General features: G+C 63.3%; 8 protein-coding genes and 1 pseudogene. 3 read left to right on the plus strand and 6 right to left on the minus strand.

The window, feature by feature from the left end:
• Positions 1-248 precede the first annotated feature (248 nt).
• The gene (locus FPZ47_RS28705) at positions 249-389 is read right to left on the minus strand and encodes a hypothetical protein (protein WP_168209580.1); all 141 of its coding nucleotides are present in this window, start codon (positions 387-389) and stop codon (positions 249-251) included.
• 144 nt (positions 390-533) lie between these two features.
• Between FPZ47_RS28705 and FPZ47_RS26780 the strand changes: the two genes are divergently transcribed.
• The 3 genes from FPZ47_RS26780 (at position 534) to FPZ47_RS26785 (ending at position 2,068) form a co-directional block, all read left to right on the plus strand.
• Positions 534-1,202 carry a DUF6602 domain-containing protein gene (locus FPZ47_RS26780; RefSeq protein WP_246133633.1) on the plus strand — a complete coding sequence of 223 codons (669 nt, stop codon included), beginning with the start codon at positions 534-536 and terminating at the stop codon, positions 1,200-1,202.
• Positions 1,203-1,206: 4 nt separating this feature from the next.
• Positions 1,207-1,500, plus strand: a complete 294-nt coding sequence (locus FPZ47_RS30045; protein ID WP_246133634.1) for a hypothetical protein — start codon at positions 1,207-1,209, stop codon at positions 1,498-1,500.
• Positions 1,501-1,582: 82 nt separating this feature from the next.
• Positions 1,583-2,068: a DUF4236 domain-containing protein gene (locus FPZ47_RS26785; RefSeq protein ID WP_144957194.1), complete on the plus strand. Its 486-nt coding sequence runs from the start codon at positions 1,583-1,585 to the stop codon at positions 2,066-2,068.
• Between the two features lie 169 nt (positions 2,069-2,237).
• Here FPZ47_RS26785 and FPZ47_RS26790 read toward each other — a convergent pair.
• From FPZ47_RS26790 to FPZ47_RS26810, 5 genes and pseudogenes are all read right to left on the minus strand, one after another.
• Positions 2,238-2,384: pseudogene (locus FPZ47_RS26790) on the minus strand (tyrosine-type recombinase/integrase); the annotation flags it as partial.
• Between the two features lie 142 nt (positions 2,385-2,526).
• Positions 2,527-2,745, minus strand: a complete 219-nt coding sequence (locus FPZ47_RS26795; protein WP_144957197.1) for a hypothetical protein — start codon at positions 2,743-2,745, stop codon at positions 2,527-2,529.
• 95 nt (positions 2,746-2,840) lie between these two features.
• Positions 2,841-3,206 (minus strand): ATP synthase subunit I, encoded by a 366-nt coding sequence (locus FPZ47_RS26800; protein WP_144957200.1) that lies wholly within the window; start codon positions 3,204-3,206, stop codon positions 2,841-2,843.
• Between the two features lie 7 nt (positions 3,207-3,213).
• Positions 3,214-3,453: a hypothetical protein gene (locus tag FPZ47_RS26805; protein ID WP_144957202.1), complete on the minus strand. Its 240-nt coding sequence runs from the start codon at positions 3,451-3,453 to the stop codon at positions 3,214-3,216.
• Positions 3,454-3,458: 5 nt separating this feature from the next.
• Entirely contained in the window at positions 3,459-3,758 is a 300-nt protein-coding gene (locus tag FPZ47_RS26810) for a hypothetical protein (protein WP_144957205.1), read from the minus strand.
• Between the last annotated feature and the right edge of the window lie 143 nt (positions 3,759-3,901).

Genomic DNA, 3,901 nt, shown 5'->3' on the forward strand with positions numbered 1-3,901 from the left:
GCCACCACGCCAGACACCCAGATCACGCCCTCAAATTGGTCCTGACCTCGTGAGACGTGACTTTTCCGGGACCCTGGGGCCGCATAGTTTCGGGCGCATCCGGTCGATGAGGTATCGGTCGACGACGCCGACAAGCCCCGACGGCGAGGGTGATGTCGTCGTCGGTGCGCACGGTGAACACGGTGCCGCGCTGGGAGAAGTGCAGCCCGAGGCGTCGGCGCGGGCTATGCGGGCCCGGTTGGCGGTGTTCACCGGCGCGGTTCCATCTCGGCGGCCGCAGCGGTGAGGCCTGCGGCGAGGTCGTGCGCCTGCGCGGCCCTCATGTCTTCGGCTTGCGCTGAGAAGATGCTCAGTTCAGTGCGGCCGGTGCCGAACTGAACACCGTTCACGCGCAGCGAGGAAACAACTCGCTCCGCATGGCAAAACCACCCGCTTCCCGAGTTAATGCCCGGACCGCCGTGTTGGGGCCGAGTGGGCGCGGGTCGTCTAAAGACTTGACCTTCGTTGTCGGTCCGCGCCGATACGCTCGATTGATGGACCACGAGCATCATCAATGGCTGGCTGACGTCAACCGATCCATCGTCGAATCGTACGAGCGCGACCAAGAAATGGCCCAGCAGCCGAAGAATATCCAACGGATGGGCCATCGTGTCGAGTCGCGCTGGCAGCAGGTGCTCGTGGATTGGTTGCCGCCGCAGTACGCCGTCGAAAAACGCAAATATCTGCTCCTCGAGACCGAGGATGGACCGGCGACAACCAAGGAACAGGACCTCGTCGTCTTCCACCCGCACTACCCGATGAATCTCCGAGATCGCGACAGCGTTCTGGCCTCAGGTGTTGCGGCGGTATTCAGTGTCAAGCGGACGATCACCCGCCAGGGCATCGCCGAGGCGTACGAGGACGCAGCAGTTCTTCGAGCTGGCATGAAGATTAGAGAAGGGACGCCACGGGACCATCTAGCGCCCCCAGTATTTTTTGGTCTGCTCGGCGAATCGCACGACTGGAAAAGCGCAGAGGATCTGAAGGAGAAAATCAGAAAGCTCGCTGACGAGTTCGATCACCAGGTGAAGGTCCCGCGCGAGGGACTGGACATGCTGTGCATCGCGGACCTGGGCTGCTGGGTCCGATCGACGTCAATCATCAAAACAGAGACCTGGCAATCGATCCAAATGCCAGTTCCGACGCCAAAAGGAACTAGTTAACTTCGTGGCCGCCATGGGCGCACAAGACATAGTGCTGTCAGGACTGCGCCACGATTACAAAGACCAGCAGCCACTTTCGGCTGTCACGCATTTCATCGGATCGCTATGGGCGAAGCTTGCGATCAACGATCTGGCTCTGCGGCCGCTGGCCGATGGGTTTCGGATCACCAACACCTTTTCGCAGACAGGAGGCCTCGCGTTCAAGCGTTGGACGCTCGCCGAGCTCACCACGCCACGCATCGTCGACGGCGTCCGTCGGAACTTCATCCCGAACCGGGACTGGCAATACCTCTACTAACTATGGTCGGATTGAGCATCGTATGCGGGCATCGGTTAGGTAAAGTCCGTAAATGGTCCGGTGCGGCGATACGGGGTGAGTGATGGTTCAATACCGCAAGCGTAAGAAAGTTGGGCCTTTCCAGTTCACCATCAGCCAGAGCGGCATCTCGTCGAGCATCGGTGCCGGGCCGCTCCGGTTCAGTCTCGGTGCGGATGGCAAGGTCCGTCGAACCATCCGCGTTCCGGGTATGGGAATTCACGACACGAAAGTAGTTGGCGGACGGGCGGAAAAGCGGGACAGGTCCGAGCGCCCTACTGCGGAGCCACCGCCAGATCCCGCTTTGGGGGTTGCGCAAAGCCCGAAATTTATGAAGTGGTACGAGACCGAGGCGTCCAGAGACTTCCAGTGCTGGCAGGCGGAGACCAGAGACGGGCGGGTTTATGTCGCGGGTCGCCGTCCTGGGCAGGAGTGGGACGTACGTGAGTGCAACTCTGACGGCACCGAGGTTGGGGCGCCGACCCTTTGCCGGACCTTTGACGACGTCAAGCGCGAGGTCGATGAGCGGGAAACGAACCGCCGCGCCTGAGCCTATGTTGCTATGCGCGGTTTCGCGCCCAGTGCTGAAGCATTTCCAAATCTGCCCCAGTTATGGTGCTAAGCACCACCACTGGTCCAAAGATTCGCGGTGGCAGATCCTCGCTGGTCATTTTGCCGACGGCCCTCAAGTCGTCATCATCAATGCTCATCGACCTCTCTCACCACGCGCTTGCCGCGGCGGCGCGGATCTCGTCGTCGTCGACCGCGGTGTACCTTTCCGTGGTGGCGACCGACGCATGGCCCAACAAACACCTGCACAGCCGCAGATTACGGCTGCCGCGGTAGGCGCGGGTGGCGAAGCGGTGCAGGTAGCCCTTCGATCATCGGCGCCCACTGCGCCGGGGGCGGCCAGGCGGTCGCAGTGCGTGATGGCGGCGTCGAGCATGTCAACGAGCTCGCGCGCGCGGCCCGCGCGGAGCCGGACCGTGTGCGAGTGTGGTTCGACGATCATTCCGCGTCCAGCGCGTCCAGCGCGTCGAGCTCGGCGACGGTTTCGGCCACGGCGGCGGCCAGCTCGCGCAGTACATCGACGGTCAGCGGCGCATCGGGGACGTGGACCCAGACCAGGCGTTCGATCCGGCCGTCGAGGTACTGCGAGCCCGCGATCCTGATCGTGATGTCGGCAGCCGGATCGACGACGCGTGCTGTCCCCTCGAAATCGAGCACCGGTGCGTCGTTGGCGAGGTTCCATGCGGCCGTCAAAGCGGCCGGCCGGCAACGGGAAGTTGAGGTAAGCGATACTCATTTTCTGTCGAACTCCTTCATTCGTGATCTAGTTCGGCCATTCCCCCGGGGCCGGCCGATCCGGTCGCCGGGGCCTTACTTCTCTCCGTCCTATCTATGTGTTCGGGCGAAAAGTCTTCATGGGGCGGGTATTCGCCGTAGGTGCCGCGGTCGTCGCCGGCCAGTGTCCATGCGTGTTGTTGATCGGCGCGGGCGATGATCGCCGCGAGACCGGCTGCCTGCGCGGCGCGCCGCCCGTCCCGCGCGTCGAGGCGGCGGTCTAGCCAACGCACGAACCACCACAACACGGTGCCCGCCGCGGCCGCGACCAGGAGCAGCCATCCCCACCGGATCAGCCACGCCAGCAGCCACACCAGCAGGCCGACCCCGACGAGCGCGCGCATCGCAGGGCTACGGGTGCGCGACCGGGTAGCAGACCGTCGTGTACGGGCTGCACTGCAGCTGGTTGTTCGGCCAGGTGTACGGCGGCACTTCCCACGTCTGCTGCTGCTGGCCGTTCCACTGCGGCTGCCCGGTGCAGTTCCAGTCGCCCTGGAACAAGCACGGGCCTTCGGCGCGTGCCTGCGGGGCGGCCACTGCGCTAGCGGTCAGCGCCGCGGCGATCATTACGACCACGAACGTTGTCCTCATTAGGGTCACGCCCAGCCGGCCACGAAATGAATCGAGACGACTTCATTAGGCGAAATGCGCATCGCCGGTAACGCCTCTTCTGCGAAGTGGACCATCACGTCGTCATCGACAGGGAGAACGCGCTCGATCAGCGGCGCTGTCCGGTCGGATTCACTGTCGCGCCCGAGGAACGCCCAGTACACGTCGGAACCGCGTTTTTGCAGAGCCGCCACTTGCTCGGCGAGGTACCTGGCTTCTAGGCGGTGTGCGAAAAGCCTGTTCGTCGGCCGCTCATCCGGCTCGGAAGCGGAGTGGCCAGTGGTCATGGGCGGACCTTCCTGGTTGGGGGGAGATCCATCTTGGCACCAGGCACCGACAATTCGGTCTGCTCAGGGTGTGCGACAGATTTGTAGGTGAATCGGGGTTGATCTTGAATGGAGCTGCTGGATTGCTGGTCATGCGGTGGCTA

This window comes from Mycobacterium helveticum (assembly GCF_007714205.1).
Classification (GTDB): Bacteria; Actinomycetota; Actinomycetes; order Mycobacteriales; family Mycobacteriaceae; genus Mycobacterium; species Mycobacterium helveticum.

Excerpts from the sequence above, each read along its gene's own strand:
- FPZ47_RS26800 (WP_144957200.1), bottom strand. The coding sequence starts at position 3,206 with ATGCGCGCGCTCGTCGGGGTCGGCCTGCTGGTGTGGCTGCTGGCGTGG.
- FPZ47_RS26785 (WP_144957194.1), top strand. The coding sequence starts at position 1,583 with ATGGTTCAATACCGCAAGCGTAAGAAAGTTGGGCCTTTCCAGTTCACC.
- FPZ47_RS26780 (WP_246133633.1), top strand. The coding sequence starts at position 534 with ATGGACCACGAGCATCATCAATGGCTGGCTGACGTCAACCGATCCATC.
- FPZ47_RS26810 (WP_144957205.1), bottom strand. The coding sequence starts at position 3,758 with ATGACCACTGGCCACTCCGCTTCCGAGCCGGATGAGCGGCCGACGAAC.
- FPZ47_RS26805 (WP_144957202.1), bottom strand. The coding sequence starts at position 3,453 with ATGAGGACAACGTTCGTGGTCGTAATGATCGCCGCGGCGCTGACCGCT.